This window comes from Deinococcus multiflagellatus, assembly GCF_020166415.1.
Classification (GTDB): domain Bacteria; phylum Deinococcota; class Deinococci; order Deinococcales; family Deinococcaceae; genus Deinococcus; species Deinococcus multiflagellatus.
In genome coordinates this window covers 38,291-52,759 of the sequence record NZ_JAIQXV010000010.1, presented here as the reverse complement: position 1 = coordinate 52,759, position 14,469 = coordinate 38,291, and the positions used below count along the sequence as shown (strand labels likewise).

At 70.5% G+C, this 14,469-nt stretch carries 13 protein-coding genes and 1 tRNA gene; 9 read left to right on the top strand and 5 right to left on the bottom strand.

Going from position 1 to position 14,469, the window contains the following annotated elements:
* The first annotated feature begins 4 nt into the window (after positions 1 to 4).
* On the top strand, positions 5 to 1,084 hold the full coding sequence (locus K7W41_RS12785; protein ID WP_224609069.1) for a hypothetical protein: 1,080 nt from the start codon (positions 5 to 7) through the stop codon (positions 1,082 to 1,084).
* A gap of 197 nt (positions 1,085 to 1,281) precedes the next feature.
* Here the strand turns inward: K7W41_RS12785 and K7W41_RS12780 are convergent, their stop codons facing one another.
* The gene (locus K7W41_RS12780) at positions 1,282 to 2,250 is read right to left on the bottom strand and encodes a serine hydrolase domain-containing protein (protein ID WP_224609066.1); all 969 of its coding nucleotides are present in this window, start codon (positions 2,248 to 2,250) and stop codon (positions 1,282 to 1,284) included.
* Between the two features lie 68 nt (positions 2,251 to 2,318).
* Between K7W41_RS12780 and K7W41_RS12775 the strand changes: the two genes are divergently transcribed.
* Both K7W41_RS12775 and speA read left to right on the top strand, forming a co-directional pair.
* Positions 2,319 to 2,394 (top strand) — tRNA-Asp (locus K7W41_RS12775).
* Between the two features lie 215 nt (positions 2,395 to 2,609).
* Positions 2,610 to 4,517, top strand: coding sequence for a biosynthetic arginine decarboxylase (speA, locus tag K7W41_RS12770; RefSeq protein ID WP_224609063.1), 1,908 nt, complete (start codon positions 2,610 to 2,612; stop codon positions 4,515 to 4,517).
* A 44-nt stretch (positions 4,518 to 4,561) separates the two neighbouring features.
* Here speA and K7W41_RS12765 read toward each other — a convergent pair whose 3' ends face one another.
* Positions 4,562 to 5,305, bottom strand: a complete 744-nt coding sequence (locus K7W41_RS12765) for a hypothetical protein (protein ID WP_224609060.1) — start codon at positions 5,303 to 5,305, stop codon at positions 4,562 to 4,564.
* 92 nt (positions 5,306 to 5,397) lie between these two features.
* Here K7W41_RS12765 and K7W41_RS12760 point away from each other — a divergent pair, with 92 nt between their 5' ends.
* From K7W41_RS12760 to K7W41_RS12750, 3 genes are all read left to right on the top strand, one after another.
* On the top strand, positions 5,398 to 6,630 hold the full coding sequence (locus K7W41_RS12760) for a class I SAM-dependent RNA methyltransferase (protein ID WP_224609057.1): 1,233 nt from the start codon (positions 5,398 to 5,400) through the stop codon (positions 6,628 to 6,630).
* A 199-nt stretch (positions 6,631 to 6,829) separates the two neighbouring features.
* A complete protein-coding gene (locus K7W41_RS12755; protein WP_224609054.1) occupies positions 6,830 to 7,243 on the top strand; it encodes a hypothetical protein in 414 nt (137 codons plus the stop codon).
* A gap of 32 nt (positions 7,244 to 7,275) precedes the next feature.
* Entirely contained in the window at positions 7,276 to 7,938 is a 663-nt protein-coding gene (locus tag K7W41_RS12750; RefSeq protein ID WP_224609051.1) for an NAD(P)H-dependent oxidoreductase, read from the top strand.
* Positions 7,939 to 7,976: 38 nt separating this feature from the next.
* Here the strand turns inward: K7W41_RS12750 and K7W41_RS12745 are convergent, their stop codons facing one another.
* Together K7W41_RS12745 and K7W41_RS12740 are read right to left on the bottom strand one after the other, a co-directional pair.
* Positions 7,977 to 9,539, bottom strand: a complete 1,563-nt coding sequence (locus tag K7W41_RS12745; protein WP_224609048.1) for a M48 family metalloprotease — start codon at positions 9,537 to 9,539, stop codon at positions 7,977 to 7,979.
* Between the two features lie 86 nt (positions 9,540 to 9,625).
* Positions 9,626 to 10,015 carry a 4'-phosphopantetheinyl transferase superfamily protein gene (locus K7W41_RS12740; RefSeq protein ID WP_224609044.1) on the bottom strand — a complete coding sequence of 130 codons (390 nt, stop codon included), beginning with the start codon at positions 10,013 to 10,015 and terminating at the stop codon, positions 9,626 to 9,628.
* Between the two features lie 34 nt (positions 10,016 to 10,049).
* Between K7W41_RS12740 and K7W41_RS12735 the strand changes: the two genes are divergently transcribed.
* From K7W41_RS12735 to K7W41_RS12725, 3 genes are all read left to right on the top strand, one after another.
* A complete protein-coding gene (locus K7W41_RS12735; RefSeq protein ID WP_224609039.1) occupies positions 10,050 to 10,751 on the top strand; it encodes a HepT-like ribonuclease domain-containing protein in 702 nt (233 codons plus the stop codon).
* A gap of 598 nt (positions 10,752 to 11,349) precedes the next feature.
* Positions 11,350 to 12,483: a carbohydrate kinase gene (locus K7W41_RS12730; protein ID WP_224609036.1), complete on the top strand. Its 1,134-nt coding sequence runs from the start codon at positions 11,350 to 11,352 to the stop codon at positions 12,481 to 12,483.
* On the top strand, positions 12,480 to 13,424 hold the full coding sequence (locus K7W41_RS12725) for a pseudouridine-5'-phosphate glycosidase (RefSeq protein ID WP_224609033.1): 945 nt from the start codon (positions 12,480 to 12,482) through the stop codon (positions 13,422 to 13,424). The genes K7W41_RS12730 and K7W41_RS12725 overlap by 4 nt, the downstream gene beginning before the upstream one ends.
* A 62-nt stretch (positions 13,425 to 13,486) precedes the next feature.
* On the opposite strand, the gene K7W41_RS12720 is transcribed toward K7W41_RS12725, so the two are convergent.
* A complete protein-coding gene (locus K7W41_RS12720) occupies positions 13,487 to 14,329 on the bottom strand; it encodes a DUF2167 domain-containing protein (RefSeq protein WP_224609030.1) in 843 nt (280 codons plus the stop codon).
* Positions 14,330 to 14,469: the final 140 nt, after the last annotated feature.

Sequence of the window (14,469 nt, the reverse complement as noted above, 5' to 3'; positions counted from 1 at the left end):
CTCCATGCGCCGCCTGCCCCTTCTGCTCACCCTGGGCCTGCTGACTGCCGGCACCCTCACCGCCTGCACCGGCACCGAGGAAACCCCGCCCCCCCTGCGCCTGGTGGTGCTGGACGGCGCGACCACCCTGCGTACCCTGACCCTGCGCGGTGGCGGCGCCAATACGGCGCCCACAGTGACCCCGGGTCCCACCGCGGGCGTGACCGGCGGCGTCAGCGTGCACCCCACCACCGACGCGCGGCTGTTCCTGCTGGTGCGCACCGAGGCCGTGGAAAGCCGGGGACCTGACCTCGCCGTGACCACCACCTTCCCGGCGCCCGGCTTGACGCCAGTGTGCTTCACGCGCGCCGCGCAGAACCCGGGCCTGGACCGCCTGCTGGTGCTCAGCGACTGCAATGGCTCGCAGGGGCTGGCGCTGTACCAGGGCGCGCGCCTGGTGTGGCAGACCACGCTGCCGCCCTTCCTGGCGCCCACCCCCGGCCCCGGCACCCCCCCGGTGCGCCTGGCGGTGCAGGGCGAGGTGGGCGTGGTGGCCCGGCCTCGCCTGGGCGGCGGCAGCGAGGTGCTGCGCGTGGCCGTGCCGCTGGGGGGCGCCGCGCCCCAGGTCAGCGATCCGCAGCCCACGGCGGCCATCTACGATCTGGCGCCCTACGGCACGGAGGTCCTGGCCGCCACCGACACAGGCGTGCAGCGCCTGAACGCCGCTGGCCTGCCCGACCCCGCCACCACCATTAGCGCCCTGGGCACAGCGCGCTACGACCGGCTGTGGACCGGCGCCCCCGGCGGGCGCCTGCTGGCGGCGTGGCGCAGCGATGTGGGCACGGGCCTGGGCCCCCAGCCCCTGCGGGTGTGGAACGGCGCCTCCACTGCCGCGAACAGCGCGGCGACCGTGACCACCTTCACCGACCTGCGCGACCTGACCTTCACCCCCGACGGCTACCTGTACGCCCTGAGCGCCACGACCCTCACCCGCGCCGATACCCTGCTGGGCCTGCAAAGCGGCACCTGGAACGCCGCGCCGCTGCCGGCCACCTTCACGGGCGCCCGCAGCGTGACGTGGGTGGTGCCGCCGGAAGCACCGTAGATGGGGCAGATGGTTGATGGTCAATGGCAGATGGCCTGGGTGGGCTCTGCCGTGCGCTGAAGGCGTTTATCAAAATTGAGACCCCAGCGCCCCTCTCCACCTGGAGGGGTGCTCTTCTTTGCCAGTGCGTTGGCTGGTCCCGGCCTTGGGCACGATTCAAGCCCAGTCTGCACCCCCCATCCTTGGCCATCTGCCCCTTATCCCAGCAGCCCCAGCACCAGCTGTGTCACCCCGCCGCGTGGGCCCAGCAGGGGCGCGCCGCCGCGCACCAGCACGGCGGCCACCGCGCCGCTCTGGGCGTTAAACCCCAGGGCGGTGCGGGTGGCGCGGGCCGCGCCGTCGTGCCAGCGCAGGGGGCCCCGGGCAAACCAGCCGGGCGCCACGCCGCTGAGCGCCGGGGGCAGGCCGGGGGGGCGAACCGTCTCTGACCACGCGCTGGCCGAGCGGCCGGCCCACTGCGCCTCGGCAAAGGTCAGCAGGTCCTCGGCCGCGCCGAACAGCCCGCCCGCTCCGGCCAGCGGGCCAAACCCGGTGGGCGGCGCGGTGACCTGATCCGGGCGCTGCAGGCCCACCCCCAGCCCCAGCGGGCCGGTGACCCAGCGCGCCAGTGCGCGGCCATACCCGGCAGCGCTAAAGGCCTCGCCCGCCGCGTGGGCCGCCGCCAGGGCCAGCAGGCCCACCCCCAGGTTGGAATACACAAAGCGGCCCCCGGGCCGGGCCCAGCGGCGGGCACTGGCGACCACGGCGGCCGGGTCCATGCCGCCGTAAGGGTCGTGAAAGCGGGTGAAGGTGGTCACCGCCACGCGCGCCGGGTGCATGGGCAGCCCCGCCGTGTGGGTGGCCAGGGCGCGCGGGGTGATAAAGGGCGGGAGCCCCCGCAGCGGGCCGCCCAGCCCGGCCAGCGGCCGGTCCCAGTCCAGGTGCCCGGCCGCCTGGAGCGCCGAGACCAGCGCCGCCGTGAAGGGTTTGCTCACGCTGGCGAGTTCAAAGCCCTGCCCGGGGCGCACGGCCCCAAAGGCGTGGACTGCCCGCGCCGGCCCCCGCGCCACCGCCACCACGCCCCCGCGCGCCGTGACCTGCCGCATCAGGGGCCGCAGCCCGGTCAGATCGTGGCCCAGCACCTCGCTGGAGGCCCGCAGGGCGGCGCGCGCCGGGTCTCGGAACATGGCCGCAGCCTATCCCGGCACGCCGCCGGCTTGACACGGGTCCGTTCTGCCTTTAGTCTGCTGGCGCTGGTCCGGTAGTGTAGCGGTTAGCATATCTGCCTGTCACGCAGAAGGTCGCGGGTTCAAATCCCGTCCGGACCGCCAGAAGAAGAAAGAGGTGCCTCCAGGGGCGCCTCTTTTTCGTGTCGCAGGCTGGGCACGCGCTCCCCCAATGTCCCCCGGCGAATGGGGGCCCACATGACTTCCTGCCGGCGCGCTTTGCCGTATCATGCGCCCCGGTTTCGCACGGCGTCCGTGAGCTGCGCTCCGAACCCCGCGCACGGCGAGCCTATCCCCACTTTCGGAGGAGGACGCCCCTCATGACGACCCCCAACAGTTTTTCCACCACCGACGCCGCCGAACTCTACCAGGTGCCCAACTGGTCGGGCGGCTGGTTCCGCGTCTCTGATAAGGGCGTTCTGGACGTGACCCCCAGCCCCGGCCTGCACGCCCCGCTGCGCGCCATCGTGGATGAAATCGTGGACCGGGGCGAGAGCCTCCCCGTGATTCTGCGCTTTCCTCAGGTCATCTCGGGGCGGGTCAAGCACCTGAACGAGGCGTTCGGCAAGGCCATTGCCGAGTACGGCTACAGCGGCCATTACCAGGGCGTGTTTCCCATCAAGGTGAACCAGCGCCGCGTGGTGGTCGAGTCGGTGGCGGCGGCCGGCTACGACTACGCCCACGGCCTGGAAGCCGGCTCCAAGGCCGAGCTGGCCCTGTGCCTCGCCCAGAAGATGCACCCCGACGCCCTGCTGTGCTGCAACGGCTTTAAGGACGACGGCTTTATCAAACTGGCGCTGTGGGGCCGCACGCTGGGCAAGAACGTGGTCATCACCATCGAGAAGTTCTCGGAACTGGACCGCATTCTCAAGCAGGCCAAGGCGCTGGGCGTCAAGCCGGCCGTCGGCGTGCGCTTCAAGCTGCATGCGCGCGGCTCCGGGCAGTGGGAGGAATCGGGCGGCGACCAGGCCAAGTTCGGCCTGAACGCCTACGAACTGCTGCGGGTGGTCGAGCGCCTGAAAGAAGAGGACATGCTCGATAGCCTGGTGATGCTGCACACCCACATCGGCTCGCAGATCACCGACATCCGCCGCGTGAAGGTGGCGGTGCGCGAGGCCACCCAGACCTACGCGGGCCTGATCGCCGCAGGCGCGCAGCTGAAGTACCTGAACGTGGGCGGCGGCCTGGGCGTGGACTACGACGGGTCCAAGACCACCTTCTACGCCTCCATGAACTACACCGTGGGCGAATACGCCGCCGATGTGGTTTACACCGTGCAGGAGGTCTGCAAGGCCCGCGAGGTGCCCGAACCCGTGATCGTCTCGGAGTCGGGCCGCGCCCTGACCGCGCACCACGCCGTGCTGATCCTGCCGGTGGTGGACGTGACCGGCCCCACCCGCGACCTCGAAGACCTGCCGCCCGCCAGCGACGAGAGCCACCAGATCGTCAAGGACATGGAAGAGATCCTGGGCAACATCACCGGGCGCAACTACCGCGAGATGTACAACGACGCGGTGGGCGACAAGCAGACGCTGCACAACCTCTTTGACCTGGGCTACGTGACGCTGCAGGACCGCGCCCGGGGCGAGGCGCTCTTTAACGCCATTCTGCGCCGGATTGCCAAGCTGATTCAGAACGAGAAGTACGTGCCCGACGAGCTGGAAGACCTGCAAAAGGTGCTGGCCGACAAGTTCATCTGCAACTTCTCGCTGTTCCAGAGCCTGCCGGACAACTGGGCCATTCAGGCGCTGTTTCCGATTGTGCCGCTGGACCGCCTGAACGAGAAACCCACCCGGCAGGCCACCCTGGTGGACATCACCTGCGACAGCGACGGCAAGATCGAGAAGTTCATTGACCTGCGCGACGTCAAGGCCACCCTCCCCCTGCACGAACCCGGCCAGCGGCCTTACTACCTGGGCGTGTTCCTCATGGGCGCCTACCAGGACGTGCTGGGCAGCGCGCACAACCTGTTCGGCAAGGTCAGCGAGGCCCACGTCACCGTGCGGCCCGGCGGGCGCTTCAACATTGACCTCTTTGTGCGCGGCCAGAAGGCCCGGCGCATGATCGAGTCCATGGGCTATGAGGAACCCATGCTGCGCGACGCCATTGAGGACCAGGCCGACGCCGCCCTGAAGGTGGGCACCCTGAGCAGCGAGCAGGAGCACGAGCTGCTGGAGGACTACGGCGAGGAACTGCTGGGCTACACGTATCTGGAATACGAGAACTGAAGGGCAAGCGAGCACGGCCGGGCTTAGTCCCGGCCGTGCTCCGTTCAGCACCCATCTTCAGAAGACCAGATCCACGCTGCCTGCGCAAAGGACCAGAGAGGCAGTGCAGAAGGATCAAGGGCGATCCGTGACCCTGGCTCGGTCCACCCTTCAGCGTATCCCTCCGCAGCTTCTGCCCACACTTGAGCCCCGTACCGCTGTCCGAACGTCATGGTGTGCAGGCCCTGGGCCGTCAGCAGGTCAAAGTCACCCAGGCCCACCCGAAGCACTCGGCCAGCAAGGGCTTGCGGGCCCTCTGTCCAATGAAGGTCAAGCTTCCGCTCCTGCGTGCACAGGAGAAATGCGGCCCAGGCGCGCCGGGTCAGGCTGTACCGGGCCGGTGTTTCCCCAGACCACTCCTCGTTGGCGTATTCATGGGGACAGTCCACCCGGTCGGGGTGCCGGGCAAATTCAGGCCGGTCAATGAACGGTGCGAAGAAGTCCTCCACCTCTTTCAGGTCATCCGTGAGGAAGGTGGTGTAGGCCGTGAGCATCAGCTCGTCCCAGGGCTCCACATCCAGTCCTGCCTCGGCATCACGTTGGGCCGTCCAGAACGACTCCAGGGTGACTTCCAGATGCTGCACCTCATAGGCCCACTGCGCAGGGCGCCACCCCGGCAACCACACCTGCCGGACGTGCACCCAGCCCACCCGGTCACGGGGCGGCCGCTGCACATAGGCCGCCAGCCCCGAGCGGTTGAGGGTGTTGCGCTGCTGAAGATCAAACTGAAAGGGGGGCTCAGGGCTCATCCCGCCACCGTACCGGGCAGCCAACACGCGTGGCATCGGCAACGTGACGCACTGTGCGCCCCCTTCACCCCATCCGCGCTACCCTGTTCTTTATGTCGGACGCTTTGCTTACGCTGGAAATCGAGAAACTGGTCGCCGGAGGTCTGGGGCTGGCCCGTGACGAATCCGGCGTGGTGCTGGTGCGCGGCGCGCTGCCCGGCGAACAGGTGACGGCGCGGGTGCGCCCCGGCAAGGGCGTGCGCCAGGGCGAGGTGGTGGAGGTGCTGCGCCGCAGCCCCGACCGCGTGGACGGCCCGGAGCTGCCCACCGCCGATCTGGCCCACGCGACCTACGAAGCGCAGCTGAACTACAAACGCGCCTTTGTGGAAGAGGCCCTGAGCCGCATTGCCAAGGTGCGCCACGGCGTCTCCCCCACCGTGCCCAGCCCGCAGCCCTGGGGCTACCGCAACACCGCGCAGTATCTGGTGACCCCCCGGGGGCTGGCCTACCGCGAGCGCCGGGGCAGCGAGCCCCTGGTGGTCAGCCGCGACCCCCTGGTGATGCCCGAGATTCAGGCGGTGCTGGACCGCCTGGACCCGGCCCAGCTGGACCCCGCCACCGAGGTCGCTTTCCGCGCCAGCCGCCTGACCGGCGAGGTGGTGGCGGCCCTGATCGGCGCGGGCGAGCCCCGGCAGTACCTGCGCGCCAGCGACCACCTGATGGACGCGGGAGTGGTGGGCGTGTCGCTGGCCCAGCCCGCCGGGCGCCGTTTCAGCGCGGGCGTGCGCCTGATTGCCGGCGAAAGCGAGATCCGCGAGCAGTTCGGGGACGTGCAGGTGAGTGTGTCGGCCACTGGCTTTGCCCAGGTGAACCCGGAAGCGGCGGGGCTGGCTTACCGCCGCGCCGCGCAGCTGGCGGGCCAGGGCGAGCACGCCGTGGACCTGTACGGGGGTGCAGGCGCCATCGGGCGGCATCTGGCGCCCCATTTCCGCCGGGTGACCGTGCTGGACGCCGCGCCCGAGGCCCTGGCGCGCGGCCGGCAGGACGTGGCCCAGAGCGGCGAGACGAACGTGACCTTCCGCAGTGGCGACGCCGCCCGCTTTTCCGAACTGGGCACCGACGTGATTGTGGTGGACCCCCCACGCGCCGGGCTGGAAGAGGGCGCGCGCGACCACATCCACGCCAGCACCGCCGACCGGCTGGTGTATGTCTCGTGTGACCCCGCCACCTGGGCGCGCGATGTGGGCGATCTGGTGCGCCGGGGCTGGAAGCTGGCCGAAGTGGTGCCGCATGACTTCTACCCCCAGACCAGCCATGTCGAAATCGTGAGTGTGCTCAGCCGCTGACAGCGGGCCGCCGGTGACAGTGGGCCTCAGTGCCGCCCCGGGGCCGCGCTGGGCGAACAGATGACAGGCGGCCACAGACAGAGGCGCGGGCAGACCCGGTGGCCCGCCCTTTGGCCTGCGGGCGAAACCGGGCGACGCTGTGAACGGCCTGAAGGCGGCGTTCACGGCCGCTTCACCCCCGAACGCTAGCCTGCCCCGCGTGACGCGCCCGCTGCTCGCCCTGCTTGGCCTGCCCCTGCTGCTCTGCGCCTGTCAGGATCAGGGCGCCCGCGCCCAGACCGCCGCCCTGCAGGCCCAGGTGGACCGGCTGCAAGAAGAGGTGCGCGCCCTGCAGGCCGCCCAGGCGGAGCAGGCGCGCGCCCTGCCCACGAACCTGCGGCAGGTGACCGAGCAGGCCGCCGCCCAGAACTGCGCCAACAGCCTCACCCGCGAACTGGAAAGCTTCCGCGAAAACAGCCTGGACCAGCGCTATCCCACGGCGGCGCAACTGGTGCTGCCCCCCGCCTGCGCCGATCAGCGCGTGAACTGGCTGAGCCGCAGCCCCCAGACCTACACCTTTACCGTCACGGGCGGCGACGGGCGCGAACTGGCCCGGCAGAGCAGCGGCTCCTGAGCCCCTCTGCCCCCAGGCGGGTACGCTGAAGCATGCCGCGCGCCCTGATTGTGCATGCCCACCCCGAACCCGACTCCTTTTGCACCGCGCAGATGCACGCGGCGCGCGGGGCGCTGCAGGCCCAGGGCTACGAGGTGGAGGTCAGCGACCTGTACGCCCTGGGCTGGCACGCCGCGCTGGACCGCCACGACGTCACGCACGCGGTTCAGGCCCCGTTCAAACCCCAGGCCGAGCAGCAGCGCGCCGCGCAGGCCGGCACCTTCGCCCCAGAGCTACAGGCCGAACTGGACAAACTGCGCCGCGCCGAGGTGCTGGTGTTTTCCTTTCCGCTGTGGTGGTTCAGCCTGCCGGCGCTGCTGAAGGGGTGGGTGGACCGGGTGTTCGCTATGGGCGAGGTGTACGGCGCCGGGCGGGGGACCTACGACCAGGGGGTGTTCCGGGGCCGCCGGGCACTGCTGCTGCTCACCACTGGCGGGCCAGAAGCGGCCTACGGGCCCGGGGGACGCAACGGCGAGCTCCTGACGCTGCTGCAGCATGTGCACCACGGCATGCTGTGGTTTTGCGGCTACACGGTGCTGGCGCCCGTGGTGGGGTACGCGCCCGCCCGGCAAAGTCCGGAGGCGCGGGCGGCGCAGCTTCAGGCCGTGGTGCAGGCGTTTGGGGCACTGGAGAGCCGGCCGGTGCTGTACGGCTGAGCAGGGGACCTGGGCGGCGTTGATTCAGGGCGCCCGACTCAGCGGGCTGGCACCACACCTTGCGCGCGCTGGGCCTCCGCTGGCCAGATTTCTGGGCTCAGCAGTGGCTGGTCTTGCAGGCCAAGCGACATGAGGGTCTGCGGCCACTGCCGGCGCGCGTCGCTGTGGCTGACCATGGCCCACAGCTGGGTGTAGGGCACCAGGGTGTGGCCCTGAAGCTGCGCGGCCCAGGGGTGGCCGGGGCGCACAGACGCTTCGGCCCCCTGGCGCAGCGCGCACAGCAGCACGCCCACCGCCAGCCAGCCCACCAACAGATGCCGCTCATCGCCGCCCACCCCCTCGTACTGCAACTGGGGAAACCGGGCGCGCAGATGCGCGTTCAGGTCTGCACACACCTCGGCCACCCCCGCCAGGGTGACCCCGCGCAGGGCCACCTGCAGATCCTCGTTGGTCGCCAGGGTCTGCCAGTGCGCGGGCCAGTGACGCAGGTCCAACTCTTCCCAGCTGACTGGCTGCAAGGTGGTGGCCGACTTGGGCGTATAGAACTGTCCGCTCCACTCGTCGGCGCGGCGCAGCCGCACGCCGGGCAGCGCGGCGGCTGGCCGGGCCGGGGCCTGCTCGGCCAACTGCTCCAGACGGACGCGCAGGGATGGGTGCGACAGCGTGGCCTCGCGGGCCGGCAGGTCCTGCGCGGTCCAGCCCCGGAGCCGCTCGGCGTGTTCGCCAGCCAGGAAGTGCTCAAACCCCTCGGCAATGGGCACACGGAACCCGGCCTGGGCCAGCGGCAAAAGGTCATGTTCAACGTAAGCGTCAAACAGCCAGGCTTCGACGGCCACCCGCTGCAGGGCGCTGCGCGTGGCCTCGGCGCCCGCCACCTGCTGCGCCGCCAGATCCGCTGCGTGTTCCTGCGCGTGGTTCAGGGCCTCCACCCGCTTCAGGTACGCCTGCGCTATGGCCACCATGGGCAGGGCCAGCAGCTTTGCCGTCATCATGTGCAGCAGCACGACCGTCGAGACGCCCTGCGGAAGTACTGCCACCACGGCCTCCGGATCACCCCGGTTCAGATTCAGCATGGTGCGGAAGAGCCCAGACGCCAGCCCCGACAGCCGCCAGACCCGGGCCGCGTCTCCCTGACCCAGATGCGCCAGCTCGTGCGCCACCACGGCCTGCACCTCCGCGCGGGAGAGCGACAGCAGCAGCGGCAACCCCAGGCCCAGGGTGGCGCGCTGGCCCCGCACCGACATATAGGCGTTCATATCTGGCAGCAGGCGAACTTCGTCGGGCAGCGGCACCTTCAGCGCCTGGGCGGTCTCTTCAATGAGTGCACGCAACTCGGGTTCCTGCTCCAGGGGCACTGGCACGCCAAAGGGGGCTGGTCGGGGACGCGGCAGGGCGCTCCACCACAGCTGCGCCAGCAGGCTGAGCAGCAACAGCCCCAGCATGCCGCGCACAAGGGGAAACCAGGGGGCCACCGCGACCCGGAGAAGCAGCCAGAGCAGCGCGCCGCTGATCAGTGCGAACAGGCCCCAGTACGCCAGCAACCAGCCAAGCGCCTGCCGGTACTGACGATCCAGCGAAGGAAGAGCCACGGAAGAGGTCACCCGCCCACTCTACGAAGTTGAACCTGGCAGCGCCGGCGTATGTGCCGTGCAGGGGCTCTTCTGGCCGCCCGCTCCAGGACCGTCCGTCAGGGGGCGTGGGCTTCCAGCACCACCACCGCCGAGGCGTGCTCCTTGGTGTGCGTCAGGCTCAGGTGGGCGCGCCAGCCCCGGGCCTGCAGCTCGGCGGCAATCGCTGGGCAGAACCCCAGGACGGGCGGGGCAAAAGGAAAGGGGCCGTCCGGGGTCCGCTCGCGCTCCACCCACACGTCGCGCCAGCCGTGGGGGCGGGGCCAGACCTTCTGAAAGGCTTCCTTGGCCGCAAAGCGGGCCGCGAGGCTGGGGGCGGGGTCACTCAGGCGGGCGCAGTAGGCCAGTTCGGTGGGCGCAAACAGCTTCTCGGCCCGGCGGCCTTCGCGGGCCAGCATGCGGCGAATGCGCTCAATCTCAATCAGGTCATGCCCCACAGCGACAATCATGCGCCTCCCAGCATACGTGCCCTATTCTGCCCCCGTGACCGGCACCGAGCCGCTGTTTCCCGAGGCCCTGCGCCTGAGCACCATCGCCGCTGCGCTGCGCGGCACGCAGCCGCTGTGGGCGGGCCTGGGCGTGGTTCGCGTGCGGGTGTTCGGTTCTGTGGCGCGGGGCGAGGCCACCCCCGCCAGCGACATTGACCTGCTGGTGGACTTTGACCCGGCCCTTTCCCGCGGCCTGCTGGACCTGATGCGCGCCCGCGAGGTGTTCGAGGCCGCCCTGGGCCGCCGGGTGGACGTGGTGACCCCCGGCGCCCTGCGGCCCCCCCTGCGCGGCGAGATTCTGGCCGACGCGGTGGACGTCTTGCAGGTGCCCGACCCCGCGCCCCGCAGCCACCGCGCCAAACGCTGGCGCTGGCGGGTGTACGACCTGCTGGGCGCCATTGACCGGGTGGCCGAGTACACCGCCGGGCATTCCCTGACCACCTTCCAGCGCGACGAGATCGTGCAGGACGCGGTGCTGCACACGCTGGCGCGCCTGGGCGAGACCACCAAGTTCATTCCGCAGAGCGTGCAGGACCGCCACCCGGAGGTGCCGTGGGCGCTGCTGCGGGACGTGCGGAATCTGGTGTCGCACGATTACTTTGGGATTGAGGCGGGGTTGATCTGGCATACGGCGCGGGTGGAGGTGCCGGGGCTGAGGGGGGGGTTGCAGGCGTTGGCGGATGGGGAGGGGGGGTGAGGGGGGGGCTTTTTGTTGGGCGATGACGTTTTTGGGCTTGCCCCACCCCCCCAGCCCCCCTACCCCGGAGGGGCAGGGGGGAGTTTTCCGCTGCGCTCGGCAAACGTTGACTGACGGTGTGGGGCGGCTTGGCTTCGCCCCGCGTTGTACGCCGTCGCCTTGCTCCGCCCATCGCCTTACGCCCGCGCGCTGCGCGCACGACGGCTTCCGTTGCTCACCCCGCAGGGGTGAAGGGTGGGGACGCTGAGGGCACGAGGTTCTACTTTTGAAGGGCGGCTTTGGCCTTTGGCTGTTGTGTTGTTCAAAGTAGAACTTTCTGGGCCGCAGCAAGACACCTTGCCCCACCACCGCCCAGGTCCAGACGAGGCCGTCGTGCCCGAAGGGCGCGGGCCATTACGCGTCATCAGCGGATGGCGTCGAAGCCGGACACGTTAGCGGATAGAGCGAGCCATCCAATCTCAGTAGAAACTCTTGCCCAGCGCAGCGCCGCTCCCCCCTGCCCCTCCGGGGTAGGGGGGCTGGGGGGGTGGGGCAAACACGCAAACGAACTCGCCCAAACCCCTTTACTTCAGCCAATCCCTTAACTATGATAAACCCCATGGCCTTGACCGACACCGAAGCCGCGCTCCTGGCCCTTATCCGCCAAACCCCCCTCGCCCCCCCCGAAGACCTCGCCCGCCGCCTGGGCACCTCCCGCGCCGCCGTGAACGTGCACGTCAGCAATCTGGTGAAAAAAGGCGCCCTGCTGGGCCGGGGCTACCTGCTGCCCCCCGAACAGGGCCCCGGCCGCGTGGTGGTCGTGGGCGGCGCCAACGTGGACGTCAAGGCCCGCACGCTGGCCCCCGTGGTGCCCGGCACCAGCAACCCCGGCACCGCCGCCCAGGCGCCGGGCGGCGTGGCGCGCAACGTGGCCGAGAATCTGGCCCGGCTGGGCGTGGCCACCAGTCTCATTGCGGCGGTGGGACGCGATCCCCTGGGCGACTGGCTACTGCGCGAAACGGGGGCGGCAGGCGTGGACGTGCGCCCGGTGCTGCGCGCCCCCGGCGTGGCCACCGGCACCTACACCGCCGTGCTGGACCAGGGCGGCGAACTGGTGGTGGCCGTGGCCGCTATGGCCGCCACCGACGCCCTGACCCCCGCCGAGTTGCAGGCCCGCCGGGGCACGCTGCGCGGCGCCGCCTGGGTGGTGGCCGACGGCAACCTGCCGCCCGCCACCCTGTCACACCTGCTGACCCTCGCCCGGGACGCAGGGGTGCCCGCCGTGTTCGAGCCGGTCAGCGTGCCCAAGGCCGCGCGGCTGCGGCCCCTGCTGGCCTCTGGGCTCTCACCCCACACCGTCACGCCGAATGTGCCAGAGCTGGGCGCGCTGCTGGGCCGCGACGTCCCCGACGAGCCCGCTGCCCTGCGCGCCGCCGCTGCCGAACTGCAGGGGCAGGGCGTGGCCGTGGTGTGGGTGCGCCGGGGCGAACGCGGCAGCCTGCTGGTCACGCCGCAGGGCGAGCACGACCTGCCTGCTCTGCCTGCCCAGGTGCGCGACGTGACCGGGGCCGGCGACGCCATGCTGGCCGCCTATCTGGCCGCCCTGCTGGGGGGCCACCCGCCTGAGGCCGCCGCCCGCGCGGGCCACGCCGCCGCCGCGCTGACCGTGGAAAGTGAATTCGCCGTCTCCCCCACCCTCACCCCGGCCGCCATCCATGAGCGCGCCGGACTGGCCCCCCAGGAGCCCGTATGACCCAGACTTTTTCTCTCCGTCCCGAAATCGCCGCCCACATGGACCTTCACCCAGAAGTCGCCGCCGCGCTGCAGGAAGGCCGCCCCGTGGTGGCGCTGGAAAGCACCATCATCAGCCACGGCATGCCCTTTCCGCAGAACGTGGAGATGGCGCGCGGCGTGGAAGCCGTGGTACGGGAGCACGGCGCCGTGCCCGCCACCATCGCCGTGCTGGGTGGCCGCCTGAAGGTGGGCCTGAACGACACCGAGCTCCACCAGCTTGCCACCGACAAGGCCGTGGAAAAGATCAGCACCCGCGACCTGCCGGTCACCGTGGCCCTGGGCCGCCACGGCGCGACCACGGTGGCCTCCACCATGCGCATTGCCGCGCTGGCGGGCATCCGGGTCTTTGCCACGGGCGGCACGGGCGGCGTACACCGGGGCGCCGGGCAGAGCATGGACATCAGCGCCGACCTGCTGGAACTGGCCCGCACCGATGTCTGCGTGGTCAGCGCCGGGGTCAAGAGCATCCTCGACATTGGCCTGACGCTGGAAGTGCTGGAAACCCAGGGCGTGCCCGCCATCACGCTGGGCAGCAGCGAATTCCCAGCCTTCTATTCGCGCCAGAGTGGCTTTCCGTCCCCGCTGACCGTGCAGACTCCAGAGGAGGCCGCCCGGGTGCTGCAGGCCAAGTGGGCGCTGGGCCTCTCGGGCGGGGTGCTGCTTGCCAACCCCATCCCCAGCGCGGCGGAGATCCCGGCCGCCGAGATCGGCGCCCACATTGAACAGGCGCTGCAGGACATGGACGCCCTGGGCCTGACCGGCAAGGCCACCACGCCCTACCTGCTGGGCCGCGTGGTGGAACTGACCGGCGGGCGCAGCCTGGAGGCCAACATTGCCCTGGTGGGCCACAACGCGGCGGTGGCGGCGCAGGTGGCGGCAGCCTACGCCCAGCTGGGGTAAGGGGAAGCAAAGGGGCGGGGGCATATGCGCGCCCCCGCCCTTTGTCTGGCAGTCTCCGGACTTCAGGCCCGCGCGCGGCGGCCCATCAGGCGGCCCAGGCCGCCCAGCGCCGCCGCAATCAGAATCCAACCTTTTTTCAGGAACAGCAGCACCACGCCCAGCAGGCCCACTTTCTTCGCCGCCGCCACGCCCAGCAACCCGGCAATGCCGTAGGTGGCCAGTTGGTCGGTGTCCGCGTTGAAGTCCTCGTAGCGCGCGCCTGGGGTAAAGGACACCTGGTTCAGCACCGCGGCCATGTCGCGCTTGATCTGCGGCAGCTGCGTCATCCCTGCCACGGCGTTCAGTTCCAGCACGTTGTCGCGGCCCAGAACGCGCACGGCGTAGTTCAGGGTGTGCTCGCCGGGGTTGTCGCTGAAGGCCAGTTCCTTGGCCCAGTACATCTTGTGGGTGGCGGCGTCGTAGCGCGGCGAGTCGGCCCAGCCTACGAGGTCCACGGTGCCGAACCCCGCGTCCTGCCGCCCACTGTTCTCCTCCTTCGTGGCGGCCTGCATGTCGCGCATCAACTGGTCGTAGTTCATCCCGGCCGCGTCCTTGTCCGACACGTGGCCGTCCTTGCTCTCGGTGATCACCACGCCCCAGCCTTGCTTGGTGGCGGGGTCCAGGCCCGCCGGCACAATCATGCCCAGCACGTCCTCGGCGGCTTCGGGGGGGTTCCCCCACTGCCCTACGATGACCTGCTTGGCCCCGCTGGCGTCCAGATAGCGCAGGCTCTCGCCGGTGTTCAGCTGGGCTTTGCCCCCCAGCAGCGAGATCTGGCCCGTCTGGTAGCGCAGCGGCGCCTCGGCGGCCTGGGCCCCGGCGGCGGCCAGGCCGCTCAACATCACAAGTGTCAACGCTTTTTTCATCTCTTTCTCAGCTTAGGCGGGGTTGCGCTCCGGCGTTGCTGCATCTGCGGTGCCCCCGGTGGGGGCAAAGTGGTGGGGCCCGCTCTGTCTCTGCCACAGGAACGCGCCTTCCTGTGGGGGGCAAAGGCCGGTGGTACGCT

Excerpts from the sequence above, each read along its gene's own strand:
- K7W41_RS12760 (WP_224609057.1), top strand. The coding sequence starts at position 5,398 with ATGTCGGACGCTTTGCTTACGCTGGAAATCGAGAAACTGGTCGCCGGA.
- K7W41_RS12725 (WP_224609033.1), top strand. The coding sequence starts at position 12,480 with ATGACCCAGACTTTTTCTCTCCGTCCCGAAATCGCCGCCCACATGGAC.
- K7W41_RS12720 (WP_224609030.1), bottom strand. The coding sequence starts at position 14,329 with ATGAAAAAAGCGTTGACACTTGTGATGTTGAGCGGCCTGGCCGCCGCC.
- K7W41_RS12785 (WP_224609069.1), top strand. The coding sequence starts at position 5 with ATGCGCCGCCTGCCCCTTCTGCTCACCCTGGGCCTGCTGACTGCCGGC.
- K7W41_RS12730 (WP_224609036.1), top strand. The coding sequence starts at position 11,350 with ATGGCCTTGACCGACACCGAAGCCGCGCTCCTGGCCCTTATCCGCCAA.
- speA (WP_224609063.1), top strand. The coding sequence starts at position 2,610 with ATGACGACCCCCAACAGTTTTTCCACCACCGACGCCGCCGAACTCTAC.
- K7W41_RS12780 (WP_224609066.1), bottom strand. The coding sequence starts at position 2,250 with ATGTTCCGAGACCCGGCGCGCGCCGCCCTGCGGGCCTCCAGCGAGGTG.
- K7W41_RS12750 (WP_224609051.1), top strand. The coding sequence starts at position 7,276 with ATGCCGCGCGCCCTGATTGTGCATGCCCACCCCGAACCCGACTCCTTT.
- K7W41_RS12765 (WP_224609060.1), bottom strand. The coding sequence starts at position 5,305 with ATGAGCCCTGAGCCCCCCTTTCAGTTTGATCTTCAGCAGCGCAACACC.
- K7W41_RS12740 (WP_224609044.1), bottom strand. The coding sequence starts at position 10,015 with ATGATTGTCGCTGTGGGGCATGACCTGATTGAGATTGAGCGCATTCGC.